Origin of the sequence: Phaeobacter sp. NW0010-22, assembly GCF_040365955.1 — a bacterium.
Lineage (GTDB): Bacteria > Pseudomonadota > Alphaproteobacteria > Rhodobacterales > Rhodobacteraceae > OMPR01.
The window spans coordinates 18,437-41,050 of the sequence record NZ_BAABWT010000007.1; the positions used below are offsets into that span (position 1 = coordinate 18,437).

Sequence of the window (22,614 nt, forward strand, 5' to 3'; positions counted from 1 at the left end):
ACACCTGCAATCCGGAGGTGTGTGACATGATAGCATCCGAAAAGATCGAACCGGCAAAGCTTGGCAACTTGATTCGCAAGTGCCGACAGAAGCGCAAGTTGACCCTTAAAGAGCTCTGCGACAAGGCAGGTGTGTCCGTCGGCTACCTGTCGCAGGTCGAAAGGGGCAATGCTACGCCCTCGCTTGGAACCTTGGCACAGATTGCCCGTGCACTTGACTTGGGCCTTGATTACTTTGTGATCACGCCCAAACCGGGGGATGCTGTCTCCTATGCCGACAAGCGGCGCAAATTCTCGATCTCGGACACCGGCGTAACTTATGAAGCGCTCAGCACCGAGTTCCCAGGTCACGAATTGTCAGCCTTCATCGTGAATTGTCCCCCGGGATTTCAGTCCGAAACTTTTCAACATGAGGGCGAGGAATTCATATACGTCCTCAGTGGCTCGATCGAAAAAAGCTTGGATGGTGAAACCTTTACACTGCGTGAGGGCGATAGCTTGCATTACAATGGAATAACGCCCCATGGGTGGAAAACCGTGGGCGACACCCCCGCGCGTATGCTGTGGACCGGCACTTTGGTTGTCTTGCAGGACGCTCAGAAAGGCCGTCTGCCCGGGCATCGCGGCTGACCCCACCCAACGTATTGCCACTGAGGAGAGGCTCTTTGTCTGATATTGTGGAAAACAGGTTGGCGCGGTTGCGTCAGCGAATGGTGGAAACCAACACAGATCTGGTCGCCATCGGGCCGGGCAGCCACATGCAATGGCTCTTGGGACTGAACCCACATGGCGATGAGCGCCCGGTTATGGCGATTGTCACCGACAATCAAGTTGGCGTGCTCATGCCCCTCCTGAACGCCGAGGCGTCCCGCGCCCAATGTGCCAACGTGCCTTTTTTTGAATGGAGCGATGCTGACGGTCCGCTGGGCGCCCTTACGCAGCTTTTGACCGAGGCAAACGCCAAACGCCCCGGCCTCCGCATCGTGTTGGACGAGATGATGCGCACTGATTTTTCGTTCCTGCTCTTAGATCAGTTGGACACCCCGACACATCGCTTCACGCTGGATACGGTTGGCCTTCTGCGCGCTGAAAAAGATGCTGAGGAACGACAACTCTTGAAAGACTGTGCACTTTTGAACGATGCTGCCTTTGAGCGGGCGTTCGAGGCCTTGCATACCGGTATGACCGAAATCGAAGTGCGCGATATCATCAACGATCATTATATGGGAAATGGGGCAGAACCCGCTTTTTGCATCGTTGCTTTTGGAAAGAACAGCGCCTATCCGCACCATCACACGACCACAGATACTCTGCAGCCTAATATGGCCGTGCTAATCGACGCGGGATGCCGCTTACGAGGCTACCCTTCAGACATGACACGCTGTGCCTGGTATGGGGACACGCCGAATGCCCGGTTCTATGAAGTGGCTGGCATCGTTGAACAAGCTGTCGAGTCTGCGCAATCGGCCGCCCTGCCCGGTACCCTGTGCAGTGACGTTGATAAGGCCGCCCGTACGGTGATTCAGGACGCTGGCTTTGGCCCGGAGTTCCTGCACCGGACAGGTCATGGACTGGGCGTTGACGTGCACGAACCTCCATATATCGCCGCCAACTACCCCGAACCCTTGAGGGTCGGAAACGTGTTTTCCGTTGAACCCGGCATCTACCTGAAAGAGGAGTTTGGTATCCGGCTGGAAGACGTGGCCTTCCTGCATTCAGGCGGCGTCGAAATCCTTTCCGAATTGCCGCGCACTGTGCGCCTACTGCCGGTAAAAGACTGAGACCCATACAACACGCAGGATTTGGCCTAAACGCGATCCCAGACAGATGATCTCGTCCAATTGGTGTCTTTAACAGGTCAGGCATTGATACCTTTCTGCCCAAGGGTGTCCTAAGTGAATATACCCACTGCATCCGTGGAGGTCTTTGGTAGGTCTAGCCATACCATTCGCCGACCGCGCCAAGGTTCGACATTCTAACAGACCACAATTGTTGCCATTCACGCGCAAGGCCGCATTTTGGTTCGTTGGGCGAGTTGCGGTAGGCCGATTCGAGCCCAAACTGCTGGTTTGACTTGACGCTTGCCATAAGCCAACTTCTCGCCAGACCAACGTAAAGGAAGCTGACATTGTCTGATACGAAATCAGATCAATTGGATAAGAAGATTGATCGCTTCACGGAGAAGTACAAGTTGCGGCTTGTCATCCCGTTGGTGATCTCCGGCCTAATGGCGCTCAAGAACCCATACGCCGGGTTTGGTTTATTTTTGTTTTTTGTCTCTATTTGGTTCATCGGAAAAATACTGAATGATTTTATTAGGTTGTTGCCAAAATCACTAACTCAATACCAACACAAAGCAATTGGCGAAGCAGCGGGCGCAACACTGTTCTTAGGCGGATTTGCCATTATCGGGATTGTCTTACGCGCCGACAATTTTGTATCGGACTGGTTAGAAGAAAAGATGCCGGGCGAGGTGAGCCTTGGGTTTATTGACCCAGTTTTTGCAGCAGTAGTTCTTCTATGCATTTGGATCTACACAGGATACCGCGTCAGCCGCTGAAGTAAGATTCTTCTCTGGCAGTTTCGTCCCGCAACACCAACGTTCGTTGAAACCTGACGCGAAGGGCGCTCCCCAGCCCAAAGTTGACATGTCATTTTGACATCAATGGCGGATTGGAGCGAACTCGCTATCACTGAAGTCATCGTAGTGATGCCTGCATTGGTCTTGAGCGGACCATCGCTTTGGGTCGATTTGTCGTAAGGAGAGGCTTGCGAGTACTTGTGTTATTATGGGCCATGTTCAAACAGGGTATTACAATGAAACACGTTTATTTTGCTATGGCGTCGCTGCTGGTTTTCGCTGCAAATCCAGTGCTTGCAGCGGACGAATGCACCGATCTATGCGGCGCTGAATTCTACTTGTCAGCGACAACCGCAGATGTTCAACAATTGATCGACCAAGGTGTCAATGTGAATGCAAGGGATGAAATCGGAAAATCTGCCTTGCACTGGGTTGCGGGAGCAAAACCAGAAGTAATCGCTGCATTGCTTGCTGCAGGTGCAGATGTAAACGCAAAGGATCAATGGGATCGAACGCCGCTTCATTTCGTGGCAGCAACCGGAACAACTGAAAATGTCAGGTTGCTTCTCGATGCAGGGGCAAATGTGGATGCGAAAACAGCAAATGATTGGACGCCAATACATGGCGCCGCGAAATTTGGTTCGCCAGAGAATATCATAGCTTTGCTCGAAGCTGGTGCAGATGTTGCTGCCAGAACCGAAATGGGCGAAAGTGCATTCGGACTGAGCGCTAACAACAAAAAACTGACAGGCACCGAGGCACTTAAGATGCTAGAAGATGGCCAGTAAATGAGCGCATTCTCTCAGTCTGACAATCATCTCAATCCCGAGCTACAGCACGGTACTTGAACGACAAGAATGCGTAAGTTGCACTACGGCGCGAACTTGGCCAGCCAATGTTTGCTTTGGGCTGGCTCCGGTCATCCGTGCCAGACACAGCGGGCGTCGCCTTGGAACCCAACGCAAAGCCGACAAAAGTCTTTCTATGACTAGCTTGAATACACCTAAAGCGGGCAAAATTAAGTAGCAGCGCATCAGCCATAGGCAGTAAAGCCGTTTTGGGACACGTCCTAACGGTCAAGCTTGAAAACACCGATAAGAAACGCCAAGCTCAACATATTATCAAGGCAAGTGGGATATGTCGGCGTAGTTATCAACGAGTGCGCCGCCAAAATCCCGCTATTGGGCAGCTTCTTTTTCATGCGGCGGGAAGCCGCGACTTTTGTCGCCAAAACAGCTGTTTTGCATTCTCTCAGACCCCAGGCGGGATTAGATTCGGGATCATTTTGATGCACGCACATGCTCTTTCCTTCGACTTGGACTCAAATGATCAAGCCGATCTTGTTGTCGCTCTGTTTCAGTCTCAGCCCTCCGTTCACGCCGGGGTAAGCTTTGCTCCTGTACTGGCCAACGGAGGCAATGAGGAGAACGAAGGCAGCTGAGGTCTGTAGGCATCAGACCCTTTTCCCTGAATTGGCCGGCCAACGCAGGTCCGGATTGCTTCCGCCACGCGTCACTTCCTGAGGGGCGTGCCCGCCTCTTGGGTTGGCGTGCGTGCCCAGCGAATTGCTCCAAGGGCCGCCTTGTTCGCACGCATCTAGATCCGATCCTGATGTCGGCCTGCAACCCGCCCTGACTCTTGCATTCACGCTATCACAAGGTACTGCCATGGCCGTATTGCGCAGGAAGTTAGCTTTGCAAAGTCGCGGGCAACCATTCATCCGATCAGCTGACCCATGTTCGTCAGCAGGATCAGGGGCCGTCCAAGACCCCCTATGAAACTAGTTTAACGATAGTAATAAGTTATCATTCGTGATGGGGCTAAGTCTAATGCCATCCAAGAACTGGACGGCAAAATTCGTAATTGTCGGGTCGATGCGACTTTAGGCAAGAGTGTGAAGAAGACTAGGTAAGTATCGTTGGTGTCGAGCTTCCGAAACAAAAGTAGAAACACAATATCAATACCTTAAAACTCGCTTCGGCGGGGCCGTTCGCGTTCAGCCTTCAACACTGGAAGCACTGTGGAAGCAAACGGAGCCAAGTCGCGCTGTGCTGAGCTTGGAATACACTACAGTCTGAACAACTGGCATGAAAACGCTTAAGCCCGACAGTTGTGCAAGAACCAACAAAATACCGATCACAGTCCAAAGCAGATCTTGAGTTGTGACAAGCAAAGCGAATTAGCTGCGAACAAAACGAGGGGCAGGTCACGTAAAGTTTTGCGTGTCCTCTTTGAAAATCACCCCTAACCTATGGCTAAATTTCTCGCCAAGAACACGGAATCCTCATGTCGAACATCTCTCCTAAGCTTTTGTCTGAAATAAGAAACCGGTTTGCCCAGATCGATCATTGCCCCCAGCAAGGCCCTCGGATTTTCTTTGAAAATGCGGGGGGGGCTTTGACCTTGAAATCGGTTGTCGAGACGTCTCAGACCTATGCGGCGATCCCTGATAACCAAGGTCGAGACAATGTTGGCAGTCACGAATTGGTACGGGTCATCAACAAAGCCAAAGAGGCCATGCGCGTTTTCATGAACGCGACATCCGGGCAGTTCTTTGTTGGTGAAAGTGGGACTGAGTTGTTGTTCCGGTTGATCATGAATGCCTGTCTTGGCGCCGGACCGGGACGGGTGCTTGGAAGTTCGCTTGAACACCCTGCAACCCGTAGCGCCTGCGCTCGTTGGGCGGGGGTCGCTGGACAGACGCATGTACTGGTCCCTCATGACGATGCAACGGGAACTGTTACAGCCGAGGCCTATGCCAGCAAAGTCACACCAGACACAAAGGTTGCGACGATCGTACACACGTCCCCTGTCACGGGCATGGGCGTCGATGTGGCAGCGGTGTCTGCTGCGATCCGTGCGGTTGCCCCGGATTGCTACATTATCGTTGACGGCATTCAACATGCTGCGCATGGGCGCATGGATCTTACAGCTTATGATATCGATGGCTACGTTGTGTCGCCCTACAAGGTGTTTTCACGCCACGGCTATGGTGTTGCTTGGATTTCAGACCGTTTGACCAAGCTGCCGCACAATTCATTGATCGACGGCCCTGAGGACAATTGGGAAATGGGTACGCGGGATACTGGATCTTATGCCACCTTGTCCGATGTGGTTTCGTATTTCGAATGGTTGGGGGAACAAGTCAGCGACACGACAGACCGGCGTGAAAAGTTCATTGCTGCGGGCGAAGCGATCCATGCGCAGGAAAAGGTGCTGACTGATGCCATGATACATGGAACCGGAAATCTGGCAGGTCTCAAAGATATGGAGAACGTGCAGATTCTGGGCGGGGTGGATAACCCGGCCCGTGAAGGGTTGGTGTCTCTGACCGTTTCGGGTGTGCCATCGGTTGATGTCGTCAAGGCGCTTAACGCGCATGGCATTCGGACACATCTGCGCAAAGCGGATCATTATTCCGGCAACATCTTAGATCCCTTAGGGTTGGATAGCTGTGTGCGTGTTTCTATGTGCCACTACAACAGCGCGCATGAAGTGGCACAGTTTTTGACCGCGATGAAGGATATCTCTGCCTGATCTCTCTGTTTGCGACGCAAAGTGTCGGTTGCAGAGAAGTTGAGCAAAAAATCCGGTGGCTCACTCCCTGATTATTTGTCGGGTGTTGGGCCACAGTCCGGGCTAGCTTCTCGCTTAGTGCATCAGGGAGAAGCCACGCCATGAAAACCCACGCTCAGGCCGTTGTTATCGGGGGCGGCCTTGCCGGTTGTTCCATCCTTTATCATCTGGCCAAACTCGGCTGGACAGATTCAGTCTTGTTGGAACGGGATGAATTGACATCAGGGTCCACGTGGCATGCTGCGGCCAACATTCATGGCTTGCATGACAACAACAACATCACCCGCATTCAGCATTATACGATGAACCTGTATAAGGAGCTGGAAACAGAAACCGGTCAGGGCTGTGGCGTCTTTCAACCCGGTTCGCTCTATCTGGCACAGACCGAAGAGCGGGAACATCAGCTACGCCTGCAAGAGGCAAAGGCCCGGTTTTATGGTTTGAACTTCCACGAAGTCAGCCGTGAGCAGGCCAAGGAGTTGCACCCGCTGGCGCAATTCGATGACATCCGTTGCATCATGTATGAACCCGATGGCGGCAATGTCGATCCCTCGGGTGTGACCATGGCTTATGCCGCTGGGGCGCGTAAGATGGGCGCAACGATTGAGCGGTTCTGTCCTGTGATCGGGACTGAGCAGCAACAGGATGGATCGTGGATTGTACGTACAGAAAAGGGTGATATCCATACGCAGTGGGTGGTGAACGCCTCTGGCCTCTGGGGGCGCGAAGTTGCGGCGCTGGCGGGATTGGAATTCCCGTTGCAGCCCACCGAACACCAGTACTTTGTGACTGAGAGCATTGACGAAGTCGCCAACATGGGGCGCCGTTTACCTTCAATCGCGGACCGGGATGGCGAATACTACTTCCGTCAGGAAGGCAACGGGCTGCTTATTGGGGCCTATGAGAAAGACATGCGGTTCTGGGCAGAAAACGGAACCCCGCTGGATTTTGCGCACGAGCTGTTCCCTGATGATTTGGACCGGATCATGGAAAACGTGATCCGCGCAACTGAACGTGTGCCAGCGGCGGCAACCGCTGGTGTGAAACGTGTGATCAATGGCCCGATGATCTGGTCACCAGATTCTAATGCCCTGTGGGGGCCGGTGCCTGAACTAAAGAACTATTTCATGTGTGGCGGCATTATCCCTGGCTTCTCGCAATCCGGTGGTCTGGGCCTGTTGGCGGCGCAATGGATGATCGAGGGTGAGCCCCAGTACGACATGTTCGCCTGGGATCTCGCGCGCTTTGGCGATTGGGCGGATAAGCAGTTCACGAAAGCACGGGTCGAGGATCAGTACACCCACCGCTTTGCGATCCACTTCCCGAACGAAGAACGTAGCGCTGGTCGTCCGGCCCGTGTGCGCCCAGCGTACGAAATGCAGAAAGAAATGGGTGGTGTATTTGGCATGAACTGCGGTTGGGAACATCCCCTGTGGTTTGCCGGCAAACCTGGTGTCGTCGATACCAACAGCTTTACCCGCCAGAATTGGTGGGCGCCGGTGGGCGAAGAGGTCAAGATGCTGCGTGAAAACGTGGGCGTCATCGATATCTCGAATTTTGCCAATTACGTGATCAAAGGGCCAGGAGCGCAGACCTGGCTGGATCAGCTGGTCGCCAACCGGGTGCCGTCAGAAATCGGGCGGTCCTGTCTGACACCATTGATCGGGGTGCGTGGTGGTATCGCGGGGGACTTCACCATCACCAAGGTTGCGGATGATGAGTACATGATGGTCGGGTCGGGCATGGCGGAACGCTATCACCAGCGGTTCTTTAACATGATCGACCTGCCCGAAGGCACCACGCTCGAAGTGGCGACCAATCGTATCGCGGGCTTCAACGTGGCGGGACCGAAAGCGCGCGACATGCTGCAGCGGATGACCAATGCGGATCTTAGCAACGAAGCCTTCAGGTTTATGCGGTCTGCGACAATTGAGGTGGCGGGTGTGAGCTGTTTGGCGATCCGGGTTTCCTTCACCGGAGATCTGGGGTGGGAGCTGCACTGTGCCGAGGAGAACCAGGTGCGCCTGTACACCGCGCTGATTGCGGCGGCCAAAGATTTTGATGGCGGACCGGTTGGCGGGCGTGCGCTGGGATCTTTGCGGATCGAAAAAGGCTATGGCTCTTGGGGTCGTGAATATAGCCCAGAATATTGGCCGCAAGAGGTGGCTCTGGAGCGCCTGATCAAGCTGGACAAAGATTTCCTGAACAAAGACGCCTATCTGGCGGTGAAAGACAACACACCGCGCGAGGTTTTGTCGGTCTTTGCCATTGAGGCAGACAACGACGCAGATGCTAGTGGCGGTGAACCGATCTTCCTAGCGGATGGCACACCAGTTGGGCGCGTGACCTCAGGGGCTTATGGATATTCCGTGGGGAAATCGCTGGCGATCGGTTTTGCCAACCCTGCGGTTGCCAAGCCCGGTGATACGGTTGAGGTTTTCATCTTGGGTAAGCCGCACAAGGCGACCCTGTTGGTAGAGCCACCTTTTGATGCAGCGGGGCAACGCCTGCGGGCGTGAGCCTACGGCTGCATCTGTGCCGCTGCCTCCATCAGCCAGGTTTTGAACACTTTGACTGATGGGGTTGGCGAGCGGGTTTTAAACCGCACACAATAAACCCACGGGCTGTCGATATCAGTCTCAAAGGGTTCCACGACCATCCCACGCTCGACATACGGTCCAACGAGCGAGCGTGGAACAACCGCGCAGCCAAGCCCCTGAACCGCCAATTCAATGGTGAGTGTGGATACATCCGTTTGAAACCCACCAGACAAATCCAAGGGTGGAAGATCAAAGTAAGCCGCGACTTTTTCCCAATAGGCCAACCGCCCCAGAATACAGAGCAGATCGGCCTGCGCCAATTGCGCTGGGTCAATCAGGTCAGCACCGTTTACTTGGTATCCGGGCGCACAAATGATTGCCAGTTTCTCGCGCCACAACGGTATCGTCCCATCGGGGATTTCGTCCTGATGATTGATGGTGATTGAGACATCAGAAATATCCCCTTCGACATCGTTCCAGACCGTTCCGTGCACCGTCACCTGCACCCCGGGATGCACCGCGTGAAATTCACGTAAGACTTTGGCAAGCCAGAGTCCCGCCAAACTGGTTGGGCTAGATACGACCACTTCGCGTTTTCGGTTTTGTGTCAGGATCGAGGATGTCGCGATATCGATTTCCTGCAGCGCGTGGCGGACCGATGGCAAATAGGCCTCACCTACCTCGGTTAGTGATAGGGATCGCGGCAAGCGCACAAACAAGGGGCGGCCGATGAATTCCTCAAGCGATCGTACGTGATTACTGACGGCAGATTGGGTGCAGTTCAGTTCATCCGATGCGCTGGTAAAGCTCAGGTGACGGGCGGCGGCTTCGAACGAGCGCAAGAAGGTCAGGTGGGGCAGGTTTTTCATACTGCCACCCTATCGCGCATATCTGCGGAGTGCGACTGTTCCGTCCCCGCCGTCAGATGTCGCAAAATCACGACGAAGCGCCGATATTAACGTGCGAAATTATCCGGGGCATAGGGCCAGTCTTCTTTGCGTGTGGGTTTGGTGGGAAAGCTCTAACTTTTTAAGCAGCAGGTTCACCGTGCCCGGAGGAGATCCCATGAACGCAACCTTTGATAGTATTGCTGATTTTGCGCTGGATTTAACGCCTGATCAAATACCAGCCTCTACGCGAGAGGCGGCAGCGTTGATGGTGCTGGATACATTAGGCATCACGATTGGTGCTGGGCCGATGGAGGCGGGCGTAATCGCACGTGATACCGCCGCGTTGCTATACGGCTCGTCAGATCCGAATTTTACGGCCCGGATGATGTTTGACGGACGCAATGTCAGTGTCGCGGGATCTGCCTATGCCGCGGCGACACAGACTGACAACTTAGACGGTCATGATGGTTACAATCCAACCAAGGGCCATATCGGCGTTGTTGTTGTCCCCACGTTGGCGGCGTTGGCAGAGGTGTCAGATGATATCTCGGGGCCCGAGGCGCTGACAGCGGTGACCATTGGGTATGAAATCGCAGGCCGCGCTGGTTTGGCGTTGCATGATACGGTCAGCGATTATCATACATCAGGGGCTTGGAATGCATTGGGTGTGGTTGCCATGGCAGCGCGTTTGCGGGGTATGACCCACGATCAGATGCGACAAGCACTTGGCATTGCTGAATATCACGGTCCGCGCAGCCAGATGATGCGGGAAATCGCAAACCCAACAATGTTGCATGATGGGTCTGGCTGGGGAGCGATGGTAGGGGTGTCTTCGGTTGTGTTGGCCGAACGGGGCTTCACCGGGGCGCCTGCAATCACCATCGAGGCGGACGAGGCGAAAAACCATTGGCAGGATTTGGGGACGTTCTGGCAGATGGAACATCAGTATGTGAAACCCTATCCGATCTGTCGTTGGGCGCATGCGGCGATTGATGGTGCACGCGCAATCATGAAAGAGCATGGGCTGAGTCATGGGGATATAAAGCATGTGCAGGTAAACAGCTTTCATGAGGCGGCTTGCTTGTTTCAGGACCTGCCAGATAACACCTCTAAGGCGCAGTATTCGCTGCCTTTTGCGGTGGCTATTCAGATTGTGCATGGACGGATCGGGGTCGAACATATATCGGGCGCGGGGTTAAAAGACCCCACTGTTGCGGATGTGATGACGCGTATTTCTGTCACAGAAGCCGAACACCACAGCAAACGGTTTCCGGTGGGGCGTTGTGCGGATGTCCAGATCACCACCACGGATGGCCGAGTGCTGGATTCAGGCGACACCCACGCCCGCGGTGGCCCAGAAGCTCCGATGAGCCGGGATGAAGTGATCGAAAAGTTTATGGAATTTGCCACGCCGTCTTTGGGGGTTACCCGCGCTGCGGCGATACGGGATGCGACGCTGGGCCTTGTGCGGCCTGACAGCCAGCTCTCGGATTTGACACAACATCTCTTTGACGCCCCGGAGGCATAACCCAATATGGCACGAGATCGACGCAGCGGTGGTCGCCGCGGCAAATCAGACCGCACAGGTGGCAGTATCGACCAATTGCCTTGGCAACAGGTACATAACACCTATCCGCCGTACCAACTGTTGAACCCTGATCAGCTGGATCAGCTGCATGCCACGTCGATGCGGATATTGTCTGAGGCGGGCATTCGCGTCATGGGCGACAATGTTCTGGATATCTTTGAACGGGCCGGGGCGATTGTTGACCGTGACACCAAAACGATCCGGATAGACGAGAGTCTTGTCACTGAGGCGTTGAAAATGGTTCCGGCCGAATTCACGCTGACGGCGCGCAACCCTGCCAAGCGGATCACCTTGGGCGGTACGCATATGAATTTTGGCCTGGTTGCAGGGCCGCCAAATGTGCATGACCGGATCAACGGGCGACGACAGGGTAATTACACGGATTACTGTAATTTCATCAAGCTGGCGCACCATTTCAATGCGGTGAACCTGATCGGAAATCAGGTGATGGCCCCGATCGAAATGCCGGCCAACAACCGCCATCTGGATACTTATCTGGCCAACCTTGCCTATTCTGACCTGTCGTTCCACTGCACGGCAATCGGGCGCGGTCGGGCGTTGGACGGGATCAACATGATGGCTATCACGCGTGGGCAAAAGCCTGAAGATATGCGCGATGACCCCGGTGTTATCACAATAATCTCAGTCAACTCACCGCGTTTGTTTGACGATGCCATGGGCGATGGGTTGATCGCGATGGCTGAATACGGCCAGCCGGTGACGGTGACTCCGTTCACCTTGATGGGCGCGATGACGCCTGTAACTTTGCCAGCAGCACTTGCGCAACAAAACGCAGAGGCGTTGTTTGGAGTGGTTCTGACCCAGTTGGTACAGCCCGGTACGCCGGTGATGTACGGTTCTTTCACGTCAAACGTAGACATGCGTTCTGGCGCACCTGCATTCGGGACGCCCGAAAACGCCAAGGCCAATATCGTCGGCGGACAACTGGCGCGCCGGTACGGCATTCCCTATCGGACCTCGAATGCCAATGCGTCAAACGCAGTGGATCTGCAGGCGGCGTATGAAACGATGATGGCCACTTGGGGTGCTGTGTTGGGCGGAGCAAACATCGTCTATCACGCGGCGGGCTGGCTTGAAGGGGGGCTGACCGCCAGTTACGAGAAATTCATCATGGACGTGGAAATCATCCAGAACATGATCGAGTTTCTTAAACCGATGAAGTTTGACGAGGATGAGTTGGGCTTTGATGCGATCAATTCGGTGCCAACCGGTGGGCATTTCTTTGGCTCGGACCATACAATGGCCCGATACGAAACTGCGTTTTACCGCCCGATGCTGTCGGATTGGCAGAACTATGAGAATTGGGAGGCCGCAGGCGCCAAAGACGCGTTGGAGCGCGCAACCGAGATCTGGCAACAGGCGTTACGCGATTACGAAGAACCGGTGATGGACCCCGCCATTCGCGAAGAGTTGGACGCCTATGTTGCAAAGCGCAAAGAAGAGATCGGCGCAGGTGAACCCTAGGTGTACTATGTGTCCACTCACAAAAATGGGTGGGCACGCTAGTCAAAGCTTAAGCTTTATAAATGATCAAACAGCTTTCCCGGTAATCTATCATGGCGAGGTAAATCCAGCGCCTGCATCAGGCAAAACATCATTGCCTGGTTAGAGGTAACAACCGGTTTGTTAAGTGTTGCCTCGACCCGCTCGACTGCTTCTACCGATCGCATATCGGTACAGCTGAGAACGATCGCCTGAGCATCTGGATGATCCGCTTGGCAGGCCAGTTCAAACACGTCATCGGGTGTCAGTTCGCCTTGCCCATAATTGCCCAATTCGCGTCCCACATCTGTGCAGTTAACGGTGTCGATGCCGTTTGATTTCAAAAAGGCCATTGCTTGTTCATTGATTTCGCCCAGATAGGGGGATGAAAAACCAATGCTGGTGGCGCCAAGCGCTTTTAGACCGGCGATAAGGGATCCGGCCGCCGTTAGGGAAACCGCACCAGACCCAGCCTTGATTTTGTCTGAGAGGTCGGAATCAAATGATGGACCGTGTGTCAAGGTGGCCGACGTGCAGCCGTACAAAACCACATCTGGTCGAACGCCAGAGATCATCCGCAAATCATAACTGATGTCCGAAGCACCCAATCCTGCCATTTGGTCAGAACCGGGAATTTCATCCACATCATACCCACCCATGCGCTGGAAATGTATGGTGGTATTCGGTGGGCGCATCAGCTCGAAATCAGGCTCTAAATTGGTATTTGTGAAGGGGACAAGAACGCCAATCTTGGCCGCAGTTCTGGTTTCGGTCATGTCAGAATTCCTTTTAGAACGGTTAGGGCGCGATCCATGATGTCTGATCCGCAGATTGTGGCGCGTAGACAGTCAGGCAACGCGTAACCGCCCATGCCGCGCATCAATAAATTGTTGGCGCGTAGGGCTTTATCTGCCTGTTGCGCCTGCTCTGGTGAGGCGAACCGCAAGAGTACGAAGTTGGTTTGGCTTGTAGGGACAATCAGGCCAAGATCACGACACTGAGAGGCAAACTGATCCCGAATTTTCGCCGTCTTTGTGACCACGTCTCGCATATGTGTTTGATTACGTATAGCCGCAGTGGCCATTGCTTGAGATGGGATAGAGATGTTGTTAGGGTTGAGCAACTTGCGCACTTGTTTCGCAACATCTGGTGGAAAGTAACCCCACCCAACGCGGGTACCGGCCAGACCGTAAGCCTTGGAGAATGTGCGCACGACGACTGTGTCGCCTCGACCTAACAAGGCAAAGATGTCTGCTGGATCATGCGTTAGATCAGAAAATTCAGCATAGGCTTGGTCCACGACCAACAAAACATCTTTGGGCAGCTCATGGCGAAGGCGTAGAATTTCAGAGTTCGGGATAACGGTGCCCGTTGGGTTGCCGGGGTTGCACAAAAAGACGATCCGGGTCTGGATATCCACGGCGGCAAGAATATCGTCAACTGAAACCGTCAGATTGATCTCGTGCGCTTTGACATATTTTGCCTGAACCTGCGCCGAGGCTGATGCCACAAATGCATAGCCATAATCCGTTCCCAACACGTGATCACCTAAGCCAGCATAGGCCCGGATCAGGCAGCCAATCAGCTCCATCGAGCCTGCGCCACACAGGATCATTTCTGGCTCTAACTTGTGGATATTTGCGATTTCTGTGCGCAATTGCGACCATTCTGGATCAGGATACAATGGTATCTGATCCATGACGGCTTTTCCTGCTGCAACCGCTGCGGGGCTCGCTGCAAAGGCGCTCTCGTTTTGGGCCAATGAGACGGTGTTTGCCCCACCCAGATCAGCCAGAGCATAGGCGCCCATCGCCTCGACATGTGCGACCGGTTTTATCATTTCTCGCCCCCATAACTTTTGGCGCCATCCGCCGTCACCAAACCTCGCATGAGGTCTAAGGCCAATGCATCTTGTGCGCGATCTGTAGGTCGCCCAAAGCCACCCCCGCCGGGTGTTTCAAAGATCAGGTAGTCATCCCCTTCGACTCGTAATTCACCTTTGCCGGGAATATCTTGGGCTTGTCCTTTGATGCGGATGCGACCCGGCGCGCCCGGTTGTCCGCCCATGCGCCCCAAGGCCGGGAATTTCAAACGCTCCACTGACAAGAAGACGATGAAGGGCGCATCGTTCGCAGCACTCATTTCAATACGTTGGCCTAATCCACCTCGGTACTGTCCTGCACCACCTGAGTCGGGACGTAATTCGCGTTTCCACATCACCACTGGGGCAACAGATTCAGTGATTTCAACCTGTGAGCCAAACACGCCGGACGGATAAGCGGTCGCCGACAAGCCATCGGAATGAGGGCGCGCGCCGGTGCCGCCATTGTGCACGGGTTCGATTGCAAATTCCCGCCCGCCGTTCGCCGCCACCTCAGGCGCATGGCGCATTGGCAGGTCAAACATACACGAGGCCCCCTCAGCCGGGACTTGATCTGGCAGGGCTTGATGGAGGCACCCAAGCACCAGATCGGGTGTAACCTGTCCCAAGGTGTGGCGCATCGCGACGGGCACCGGGCGCTGGGCGTTCAAAATGCATCCTTTGGGTCCATCAACGGTGAAAGGTTCCAGCGATCCTGCGTTGTTGGGGATGTCTGACCCTACGATGCAGCGCATGGCAAAAACAGTATAGGCCGTCGCATAGTTGAGCGGGACATTGATACCCTTTTTGGAACACCCTGACGTTCCCGTAAAATCAACATGCAGGTCTGTTTTGCTTACGGTCAGCGTGGCGTGAAGCTCAAGTTCGGCTTCGTACCCGTCCATCTTGAGCATGTTTGAATACACGCCCTCTGGCACCTCTGCGATTGCGTCCAAGGTGCCCCGGCGTGAGGTGTCGATGATATAAGTTGCCAGCTCTTCGAGATCGTCGATCCCGAATTCGTCCATCATCCCGACCAACCGTGTGACGCCTGCTTCGCAACAGGCCACCAGCGCGTAAATGTCGCCTTCGTTGGCGATGGGTTCGCGTGAATTCGCGCGCACGATATCCATCAAAAGCGCATTCAATTCGCCCTGATCGACCAATTTACAAGGGGGGATCAACAGCCCTTCATCATAGATATCAGACCCTTCTGGCCCCATACCAAGGCCACCGAGATCCACTAGATGAGAGGTGCAGGATGTGAAACCAACCACTTTTCCGTCTTTGAAGGCGGGCATCATCAGCAAGAAATCATTCAAATGTCCCGAGGCAAGCCAGGGGTCATTGGTCATGTATATATCGCCGGGTTTCATGGTCTGAATAGGGAAACGTTCGCGCAAATGCAAAACTGCCTCGGCCATGGTGTTGATATGGCCGGGGGTGCCGGTCACGGCTTGGGCTAACATGCGCCCGTGCACATCAAAAATCCCGGCGGAAATATCACCGCATTCGCGCACGATCGGGCTGAAAGCCGCCCGGATCAACGTTTGTCCCTGTTCTTCGACAACGGCGAGGAGACGGTTCCACATCACTTGCAAGCGGGCGGGGGACATCACAGTCATGCTGCACCTCCTTTTTGATCTTGGATCAGGACAAGGTTTCCAATGGAATCGACATGCGCCGAGAAGTCGGCAGACACGAGTGTCGTTGTTTGCGGTTCCGTAATCAGGGCAGGGCCTGCGATCCTTTGGCCGGGATGTAGCCTGTCACGCGCGATAAACGCGGCCTCTTTTTTCGTTCCATCTACATCACAAAGGATCAGCCGCGTTTCTGCTGGTGTGAGTGTGCTTAGCTTGGGTGTTTCTGGTACTTTGGGGATCTCACCATTGGGGGTGGCGACTTGAACGGACCAATTCAATATTTCGATCTGCATTCCCGGCACTGGGCGCGAGAACTGTTTTCCATATTCGGCTTCAAAAGCCATTGTTAGAGGCTGAATATCACCACTCGCTAGCGGGCGATTAGGCAGGGGAATTTCGATCTCATGGCCTTGTCCATTGTAGCGCATAAAGGCGCTGCGTCGGGTTTGCATGGTGCGATCTCCGGCCCCTTGGGTGACCACGTCTTTGGCCTCGGAAATCATGTCATCGAACAGAGTGTTTATTCCGTTCAAGTCGAGGGAATCGAGCATCGAAAAACGGCTGCGTACAATCTCGAACGACACAGGCGCATATAGAAATCCCACTGCGGATCCGACCCCGGGATTCGGTGGAATGACAATACGGGATACGCCTGCTGAACGAGCCACCCGGGTGGCGTGCAAGGGGCCATTGCCACCAAATGCGATCATGGTGCGACTGCCCAGATCCTTGCCAGACTCCACCGCATGCATACGTCCGGCACTGGCCATGCTCTCATCAACGATGCGGCTGACGCCATCCGCGGCCCCGGTGCCATCAACGTCTAAGGGGGTACCAATTACCCTTGTTAGAGCCTGTTTTGCGGCAGTAGGATCTATGCTGATATGGCCTTCGGCAAAAGTTTCAGGAACAATGTAGCCCAGCGTTATATCGCTGTCGGTCACAGTGGGTTCCGAGCCACCACGATTAAAGGCGACCGGTCCGGGTTCTGACCCGGCGGATCTGGGCCCAACTGTTAGTCGCCCCAAACGATCGACCCCTGCGATAGATCCCCCTCCGGCGCCGATTTCGATCATCTCAATGACTGGGATGCGGACAGGCATGCCGGATCCCTTGATGAATCGCGCGGCGCGGGCAATTTCAAACTGGCGCGAGGTTTGCGGACGGGCATTGTCGATCAGGCACAATTTGGCGGTGGTGCCGCCAACATCAAACGACAAAACAGACTCTAAACCAGACCGTGCAGCAATCCGGGCGGCAAGGATTGCCCCACCGGCTGGGCCGCTTTCAACCAGACGGATTGGGAATCTAACGGCGGTTTGGATCGTGCACATACCACCGCCTGCGGTCATCATCAGGATTGGGCAGGTCACGCCTTCGGCGGCAAATCGTGCGGCGAACCGATCCAGATAGCTTTCCATCAACGGCTGGATATAGGCGTTGGCGATTGTTGTGCACAGCCGATCAAACTCGCGGGCTTCGGGGCTGACATCCGAGGATATGGAGATGGTTAGATCGGGGCGCTTGGCGCTCAGAACATCGCGTAGGCGGCGTTCGTGTTCTGGGTTGGCGTATGAGTGGATAAGGCAGACCGCGACTGCGTCTGCACCGCTGGCATCAATATCTGCCAACAAGGCGTTGATTGCACTGTCGTCCAAAGCAATTAGGACGTTCCCTTCAGCAGACATGCGCTCGCGTATGGTCAGAGCGCGCTCTCTCGGCACCAGAAGATCGGGTTTTTCCAGATTTATATCGTACTGCGAATACCGCCGCTCATAGGCGATTTCGAGAATATCGCGAAACCCTTCGGTCGTGATTGTCGCAACGACTGCGCCGCGCCGTTCGATCAAGGCGTTTGTCGCCAGGGTTGTGCCATGGATGAACCCGCTGATCTCATCCAAGGACCGACCTGACTGCGCCATAACGCGTGCGGCTCCTTCCATGGCGCCGTCAGCTGGATTGGCATGGGTTGTCAACGTCTTGGTTGAGGCGAGGATCTCTTCGTCGCCGCGTACCAGTACCGTGTCAGTGAAAGTTCCGCCAATATCGATGGCGAGTCGCAGCATATCGTTAGCCGTCATAGGTCCGTCCAAAAATCAAAGATTATCGAGTCGTGATGTCAGTCCCCAACAGGGGGCTTACATCGTAACGAGGTCGCAGCCTGTGGCGCGTCGATCTGTGCGTTTTGGAGTGATTCCTGTCATGCTATGGATTCTGGCCGCAACTGATCGGGCTGGTCTGTGCCAAATGCGACTTAACAGAGCGCAAGCGACATCAGCGGATACTCGATCGTGAACTTGCCCAAAAAAGATTGGGTGAAAAACGATCTGAAGCGGAAAATGGTTCAATTAGAGAATGACATCGGCAACCGCCTTGGGGTGATCATGTCACCCGACGCGATGATCTGTAGGGAATGTGTATTTAGCGACATTGGTGGGGCCTGATAGTGGGCCTTAAACAACTCAGTGGCCATTTGGTAACGAAGGCCTTGTATCAGGGCGTTTGCAAAGGGGCACCGGCTGGGGCTTATATCAGTAATACGATGCTAAATGGTCGTTGGCAGCCTTATTGTGACCGTAAGAATTGTCTTAAAACGATGCGCTGTGGGTGAATTTTTTTACAGTTTTACCTGTTAGAGCTCTCTTAACACCTCGCCTGATATCCCGGTTATGGGTGATTAAAATAAGGTGGTGGAGATGAGTGCGCAGACTAATGTCGCGCCGGTCATCATCAAACGTAAAAAGGTAGTAGGTGGCGATGGCCACCATGGCGGAGCCTGGAAGGTCGCTTATGCGGACTTCGTGACGGCGATGATGGCCTTTTTTATGTTGATGTGGCTGCTGAATGCGACGACTGAAAAACAAAGAAAAGGGTTGGCGGATTACTTTTCGCCAACAATTCCGATTAATCCCGTGTCTGGTGGCGGAAGCGGTGCCTTTGGTGGCCAGAACATGTTCTCAGAGAGCACAATGGTCATGGATGGATCTGGGGCGGTTAGCCGTGCCCCATCCAATGCCCGACGGTCTCGCGGTGCTACAGGAGTGGATACTCGGGGGGACGAACAGAAGAAACATGATGAGTTCAAAACCCTCGAGGCAGCGTTGCAAGGACGCGGTGGTGAAAGCCTGGTTTCAAGCAAAGCCCTAAAACACATCGTGACCAAGGTGACGGACGAAGGGCTGATAATCGAATTGTTTGCGACTGAAGGGGCCCCTTTGTTTGTTGCAAATACGGACAAGCCAACGCCGCTGATGAAGGAGTTGGCCCAAGTGATCGTGCGTGCGTCTGACCTGGTGAACAATGGTGTCGCGATTGGTGGACACATTCGGGCCCATCCCGTGGTTTTGGCCGCTAGCCCAGTGTGGGAGTTGTCGACAGCACGCGCTGCCAGTACGCGCACGTTGTTCGAAGGACTTGGATTGCAGGCGGAACGCGTACAACGTGTGACGGGTCATGCAGACCGAAAGCTAACCGACAAGAATCCGATGGCTGTTCGCAACAATCGCATCGAAGTCGTGTTCCTGCGGAACCTGTGATTCAGAATTACCGAGCTTTTTAATTGTTAGCCGCCTGTTAAGTGGTCGCACGCTACCTGTTGCATCAGACGAGTTTTGATGCAGCAGAAAGGCGTATCCATGACTATTTCCTCTTCGCTTAATGCCGGGGTCGCGGCGTTGAGAGCGAATGCCAACCGCTTGGCAACGATTTCCGACAATATCGCGAATTCTTCTACCTTTGGGTACAAACGGGTGGAAACCGATTTCCATTCGATGGTTAATTCCAGCACGGGGGGGACATATACAGCGGGTGGTGTGCGAACCAGCACGCAGCGTATGGTCGATTCGCGTGGCTCATTGGTTACAACTGCAAATGCAACGGATTTGGCTGTCCGGGGCCGTGGCATGCTGCCTGTGACACGCGTTGCCGAGTTGGAAGGCGGCAACGGGTCTGCCAACATGTTGCTGACGACAACAGGGTCATTTCGAACGGATTCGAACGGGCGATTGGTGACTGAGTCGGGGTTGACTTTGTTGGGGTGGCCCGCGCGAGCCGATGGCAGCATTCCAACCTTTCCAAGAGATACCTCTGATGGGTTGGAGCCTGTGAAGTTGAGCGTAAATCAGTTGTCTGGATCCCCGACAACACGCATGTCACTTGGAATCAATTTGCCGGCAACTTCAACGGATGCGGGATCGACTGTCGGGGCACAGGATCTTTCGGTTGAGTATTTTGGCAACCTTGGCAAATCTGAAAGCATTCAGATTGAATTTGTGCCCACAGTCCCGGCAACAGGGTCATCGAACGAATGGACGATGACGTTGCGGGACACGGCCTCTGGGAACGCAGTGGTTGGCGAATATACGATGACCTTTACAGACAGTCGGACCAATGGGGGCACCTTAGACAGTGTAACTACCGTGTCTGGTGGAACCTATGATGCTGCATCGGGGGCATTGGTTGTTGCCACGGCGGGTGGCCCAATTGAAATCAAAATCGGAAAACCCGGGGATACCAGCGGTATCACACAGTTGAGCGACCGCTTTGCCCCAGTTTCGATCAGTAAAGATGGATCAGCGGTCGGCAGCATGACACGGGTCGAAGTCGATGAGAATGGCTTTGTTCACGCCTTCTTTGATTCTGGTGCCAGCCGCCGGATCTATCAAATTCCGTTGGTTGATTTGCCCAATCCAAATGGCATGATTGCGATGGACAAACAGACCTATGCGGCGTCTCGCGAAAGCGGGTCTGTCTTCTTGTGGGATGCGGGTGATGGCCCAACCGGTGATCTGGTGTCGTTCGCTCGAGAGGAGTCCGCCACGGACATTGCCACAGAGTTGACCGCAATGATCCAGACACAGCGTGCGTATTCATCAAGCGCCAAGGTCATCCAAACGGTCGATGAGATGTTGCAGGAAACCACCAATATCAAACGCTAATCTAACGGGTAATCTGATCGTTTCCCCTAAAGGAGGGTCCTTATGACCATCTCTGCTGCCTTCAATAGCGCCATGAGTGGACTTACTGCTGCAAGCCGTGCTTCGGGACTTGTTTCTGAAAACATCGCAAACGCTCTGACACCTGGGTATGCGCGGCGTTCGCTTGAATTGTCGTCAAATTTGGTAACGGGCAGGGGTGTTCAGGTCGTAGGGGTTACACGTCACTCGGATCCTGTACTTGTGGCCAATCGGAGAGCGGCGGATTCAGCACATGGGTCCGCCAGTACGCTTTCTGATTTTCACTCCAATCTGGAAAACTTGATAGGGCGTTCAGGGTCCGTCAATTCGATCTCGACGCGTCTCTCAACGTTTGAGAACAAGTTACTCACAGCTGCAAGTATGCCAGATTCGGCCACTCGATTGGATGGCGCATCAGCAGCTGCAAAAGATTTAGCGCTTAGTCTCAACAAGGCATCTGATGGGTTACAAGCCTCTCGGACACGTGCTGATAAGAGTATCAATACTCAGGTAAATCGTCTCAATGACGTGTTGCAAACGGTTCAGGATCTGAATGCGCGGATTCAATCTGTTGGGACCCAACAAGGAAATACGGCAACGTTGCTTGATCAGCGCCAATTGTTGATTGATGAAATCAATGAAATGATCCCGGTCAACGTGATCAATCGCGAAAATGGCAAAGTTGCCCTGTATTCTGAAGGCGGTGCAATCCTTGTGGATGGGAGTGCCGCCCAGCTTTCGTTTACACCAGTTAATGCGACCAAGCCTCATATGACAGTTGGCAACGGGCTGCTGTCAGGCCTTAAAATTAACGATATTCCGGTTCAAACGAGCGGGGATAATACTGCGATCCGCGGTGGGACCTTGGCAGCGCAATTTGAAATTCGTGATGTGCTGTCGACTGAAGCGCAACAAGATCTAGACGCGGTGGCGCAAGATCTTATCGAACGGTTTGAAGCAGCAGGTGTCGATCCGACACATACCCCAGGCCAGCCGGGACTTTTCACAGATGCGGGCGCAGCACTGGGATCACCGACAGCCTCCGGCCTTGCGGGACGGTTGGCTTTGAACGCAGCGGTGGATCCGTCTCAAGGTGGGCAAAGCTGGAAATTGCGCGCTGGGCTGGAGGCGACAGATCCAGGTGCCCCCGGGGATGCTACGCTTCTCAAAGCTTTTGATAAGGCGCTGACCGATGCGCGCGCCATGTCAACGGATCGTTTTGGGACCGGCGCCTTGACAGCAGGAGAGGTCAGCGCGGGGCTTCTATCCCGGGTGGCTCAAAATAGTAATTCGGCAGCGCAAACCTTGACGTTTTCTGCAGCGAACAAAACAGAAATGGAGCGCCTTGAGCTGGAAACAGGCGTGGATACCGATGCGGAACTCCAGTCATTGATGCTTGTTGAAAGAGCCTATGCCGCAAATGCCCGCGTGATTGAGACGGTCAACGGGCTGATGGACACATTGCTGAGGTTGTAAGG

Annotated in this window: 16 protein-coding genes; 11 read left to right on the forward strand and 5 right to left on the reverse strand. The window is 54.2% G+C overall.

Annotated elements, in window-relative coordinates:
- Positions 1–26: 26 nt before the first annotated feature.
- The 6 genes from ABWV33_RS15450 to ABWV33_RS15475 all read left to right on the forward strand — a co-directional run bounded on the left by ABWV33_RS15450 (position 27) and on the right by ABWV33_RS15475 (position 8,675).
- Positions 27–629, forward strand: coding sequence for a helix-turn-helix domain-containing protein (locus ABWV33_RS15450; protein WP_353332034.1), 603 nt, complete (start codon positions 27–29; stop codon positions 627–629).
- A gap of 35 nt (positions 630–664) precedes the next feature.
- On the forward strand, positions 665–1,780 hold the full coding sequence (locus ABWV33_RS15455; RefSeq protein ID WP_353332036.1) for a M24 family metallopeptidase: 1,116 nt from the start codon (positions 665–667) through the stop codon (positions 1,778–1,780).
- 347 nt (positions 1,781–2,127) lie between these two features.
- A complete protein-coding gene (locus tag ABWV33_RS15460; protein ID WP_353332038.1) occupies positions 2,128–2,559 on the forward strand; it encodes a hypothetical protein in 432 nt (143 codons plus the stop codon).
- A 182-nt stretch (positions 2,560–2,741) separates the two neighbouring features.
- A complete protein-coding gene (locus ABWV33_RS15465; RefSeq protein WP_353332040.1) occupies positions 2,742–3,368 on the forward strand; it encodes an ankyrin repeat domain-containing protein in 627 nt (208 codons plus the stop codon).
- Positions 3,369–4,866: 1,498 nt separating this feature from the next.
- The gene (locus ABWV33_RS15470) at positions 4,867–6,117 is read left to right on the forward strand and encodes an aminotransferase class V-fold PLP-dependent enzyme (RefSeq protein ID WP_353332042.1); all 1,251 of its coding nucleotides are present in this window, start codon (positions 4,867–4,869) and stop codon (positions 6,115–6,117) included.
- Between the two features lie 140 nt (positions 6,118–6,257).
- Complete coding sequence (locus tag ABWV33_RS15475; RefSeq protein WP_353332044.1) at positions 6,258–8,675, forward strand: GcvT family protein; 2,418 nt, start codon at positions 6,258–6,260, stop codon at positions 8,673–8,675.
- Positions 8,676–8,677: 2 nt separating this feature from the next.
- Here ABWV33_RS15475 and ABWV33_RS15480 read toward each other — a convergent pair whose 3' ends face one another.
- On the reverse strand, positions 8,678–9,565 hold the full coding sequence (locus tag ABWV33_RS15480) for a LysR substrate-binding domain-containing protein (RefSeq protein WP_113823527.1): 888 nt from the start codon (positions 9,563–9,565) through the stop codon (positions 8,678–8,680).
- Between the two features lie 196 nt (positions 9,566–9,761).
- Between ABWV33_RS15480 and ABWV33_RS15485 the strand changes: the two genes are divergently transcribed.
- A complete protein-coding gene (locus tag ABWV33_RS15485; protein WP_353332046.1) occupies positions 9,762–11,114 on the forward strand; it encodes an MmgE/PrpD family protein in 1,353 nt (450 codons plus the stop codon).
- A gap of 6 nt (positions 11,115–11,120) precedes the next feature.
- Positions 11,121–12,659 carry a trimethylamine methyltransferase family protein gene (locus ABWV33_RS15490; protein ID WP_353332048.1) on the forward strand — a complete coding sequence of 513 codons (1,539 nt, stop codon included), beginning with the start codon at positions 11,121–11,123 and terminating at the stop codon, positions 12,657–12,659.
- Between the two features lie 56 nt (positions 12,660–12,715).
- Here the strand turns inward: ABWV33_RS15490 and ABWV33_RS15495 are convergent, their stop codons facing one another.
- The 4 genes from ABWV33_RS15495 to ABWV33_RS15510 are packed head-to-tail and all read right to left on the reverse strand — an operon-like array spanning position 12,716 to position 18,262.
- Entirely contained in the window at positions 12,716–13,453 is a 738-nt protein-coding gene (locus ABWV33_RS15495; protein ID WP_353332050.1) for a maleate cis-trans isomerase family protein, read from the reverse strand.
- Positions 13,450–14,517, reverse strand: coding sequence for a pyridoxal phosphate-dependent aminotransferase (locus tag ABWV33_RS15500; protein WP_353332052.1), 1,068 nt, complete (start codon positions 14,515–14,517; stop codon positions 13,450–13,452). Before ABWV33_RS15500 ends, ABWV33_RS15495 begins: the two co-directional genes overlap by 4 nt.
- Positions 14,514–16,163 carry a hydantoinase B/oxoprolinase family protein gene (locus ABWV33_RS15505; protein ID WP_251134595.1) on the reverse strand — a complete coding sequence of 550 codons (1,650 nt, stop codon included), beginning with the start codon at positions 16,161–16,163 and terminating at the stop codon, positions 14,514–14,516. The genes ABWV33_RS15500 and ABWV33_RS15505 overlap by 4 nt, the downstream gene beginning before the upstream one ends.
- A complete protein-coding gene (locus ABWV33_RS15510; protein ID WP_353332054.1) occupies positions 16,160–18,262 on the reverse strand; it encodes a hydantoinase/oxoprolinase family protein in 2,103 nt (700 codons plus the stop codon). The genes ABWV33_RS15505 and ABWV33_RS15510 overlap by 4 nt, the downstream gene beginning before the upstream one ends.
- Before the next feature lie 615 nt (positions 18,263–18,877).
- On the opposite strand from ABWV33_RS15510, the gene ABWV33_RS15515 reads away from it, so the two are divergent.
- The 3 genes from ABWV33_RS15515 (at position 18,878) to flgK (ending at position 22,612) form a co-directional block, all read left to right on the forward strand.
- Positions 18,878–19,717, forward strand: coding sequence for a flagellar motor protein MotB (locus ABWV33_RS15515; RefSeq protein ID WP_353332056.1), 840 nt, complete (start codon positions 18,878–18,880; stop codon positions 19,715–19,717).
- 99 nt (positions 19,718–19,816) lie between these two features.
- Complete coding sequence (locus tag ABWV33_RS15520; protein ID WP_353332058.1) at positions 19,817–21,118, forward strand: flagellar hook protein FlgE; 1,302 nt, start codon at positions 19,817–19,819, stop codon at positions 21,116–21,118.
- A gap of 42 nt (positions 21,119–21,160) precedes the next feature.
- Positions 21,161–22,612 carry a flagellar hook-associated protein FlgK gene (gene flgK, locus ABWV33_RS15525; RefSeq protein WP_353332060.1) on the forward strand — a complete coding sequence of 484 codons (1,452 nt, stop codon included), beginning with the start codon at positions 21,161–21,163 and terminating at the stop codon, positions 22,610–22,612.
- The last annotated feature ends 2 nt before the right edge of the window (positions 22,613–22,614 follow it).